The organism is Leisingera sp. F5 (genome assembly GCF_001593695.1).
Window position 1 is genome coordinate 1 of sequence record NZ_LUKH01000531.1, and the last position, 2191, is coordinate 2191.

At 59.7% G+C, this 2191-nt stretch carries 2 protein-coding genes; both read right to left on the reverse strand.

The window, feature by feature from the left end:
• Positions 1-1511: efflux RND transporter permease subunit (locus tag A2I95_RS32865; protein ID WP_291736581.1), on the reverse strand; the 1511-nt coding region annotated here is incomplete at its 3' end.
• A 3-nt stretch (positions 1512-1514) separates the two neighbouring features.
• Positions 1515-2191, reverse strand: a 677-nt coding sequence (locus tag A2I95_RS32870; protein WP_291736582.1) for an efflux RND transporter periplasmic adaptor subunit, incomplete at its 5' end; no start/stop codon positions are given.

A 2191-nucleotide genomic window follows, 5' to 3' on the forward strand; every position in this document is an offset into this window, starting at 1 on the left:
CCGGAGCGCGCCTTGAGCACAATGGCACAAAGGGCCGGCGACAGCGTCAGCGCGTTGACCGAAGAGATCACAACCGCAACCGAAATGGTCACCGCAAACTGCGAGTACAGCTTGCCAGTGATCCCTGGCATGAAGGTAACCGGCACAAACACCGCCAGCAGCACCAGGGTTGTGGCAATCACCGGACCGGTAATCTGCCCCATCGCCTTGCGGGTGGCCTCAGCCGGGGGCAGTCCCTCCTCTGCGATAATCCGTTCGACGTTCTCCACCACCACAATGGCGTCATCCACCACGATGCCGATCGCCAGCACCAGTGCAAACAGCGATATGGTGTTGAGCGACATGCCAAGCACCAGCAGGAAGGCAAATGTCCCGATAAGGGACACCGGAATGGCCACGGCGGGGATAATCGTTGCCCGGAAAGAGCCGAGGAAGATGAACACCACCGAGATCACCAGCGCAAAGGTCATCATCAGGGTGGAAATCACGTCATTCAGCGACTGTTCGACAAAATCCGTGGTGTTGAACGGCACGGAATAGGCAACATCGTCCGGGAAATCCCCCGACAGCCGGTCCATCTCTGCCAGTACCGCCTCGGACACCGCCAGAGCATTGGCACCGGGAGACTGGTAGACAGCCAGGATCGTCGCCGGCACGCCGTCAAAATAGCCCGAAGAACTGTAGTTGGAAGCCCCAAGTTCAACCTTGGAAATGTCCCTGAGCCGGACGGTGCTGCCGCCGTCACCGGTGCGGATGACGATGTCCTCAAATTCGCTGACTTCGGTCAGGCGGCCCTTGGACTTGATGGTGTATTGAAACACCTGATCCCCCGGAACCGGCGGCGCGCCCACCTGCCCGGCGGAGACCTCGATATTCTGCTCGCGCACCGCGTTGATCACATCACCGGGCGAAATCCCGAGGCCGGCCATCTTGTTCGGATCCAGCCAGACCCGCATGGCGTATTCGAAGTTGGTCAGGATTTCAGCCTTGCCCACGCCTTCGACGCGGGCCAGGGCATCCTTGATGTTGATGGCGGCATAGTTGGACAGAAACACGTTGTCATAGGAACTGTTGGGTGATGTCAGGGCCGCAACCAACAGCATGTTGGAGGAACTTTTCTGCGTCACCACACCGTTTGCCGTGACCTCTGACGGCAGTGCTGCTGTCGCCTGCGCCACCCGGTTCTGCACGTTGACAGACGCAATATCTGCATCGGTGCCAACTTCAAAGGTCACTGAAAGAGAATAGCTGCCGTCGTCAGCCGACGTGGAGGACATATAGAGCATCCCGTCCACCCCGTTGACCTGCGCCTCGATCGGCGCGGCCACGCTTTTTTCCACGGTTTCAGCATTGGCGCCGGGATAGCTGGCGGTGACATTCACCACCGGCGGGGTGATTTCCGGGAACTGCGCCACAGGCAGCGCGAAGTAGCCGATCACCCCCATGACCGTCAGCACCAGGGAGATAACTATCGCGAACTTCGGCCGCGAGATGAAGATGGAGGAAAACATCGCTTATTCTCCTGCCTGGGCGGCCAGCACCGGATCCACTTCCACACCCGGGCGGATTTTTTGCAAGCCTTCGACCACGACGGTTTCCCCGTTTGTCAGCCCGTCCAGCACGATGATGCCGGTGCCCTGCACATCGCCAGTGACGATATAGCGCTGCGCCACCTGGTTCTGATCGTCCACCACCAGCACAAACGGCCCCTGCTGATCACGCTGGATCGCAGCCTGGCTGATGATGATCCGGTCGACCGCCTCCTGCGACTGCAGGCCGACGGTCAGAAAAGCTCCGTCCAGGATCAGCCGGTGATCGTTTTGAAACTGCGCCCGCACGGTGACGGCGCCGGTGGCCGGATCAACCCGGTTGCCGGCAAAGGCGATCCGTCCTTTTTCTTCCAGCTCGGCGCCATTGGGCAGGACGACAAACACTTCCGGTGCGGTATCGGTTTCGGACCGCTCAATACCCTCGGCCTGAAGCTCCTGTAAAATTTCGACGAACTGCTTTTCATTCAAAGAAAAGGAAACATAAACAGGTGCTTCTCGCACGATATTGACAAGGGCAGCACCGCTGGGGTTGACCACATCCCCGATGCTGACCTCGACACGCCCGACCCGGCCGGAAAAGGGTGCGTGAATCTCGGTATAGCTCAGGTCCAGTTCGGCCTGCTTGATGGCGGCCGCAGCGG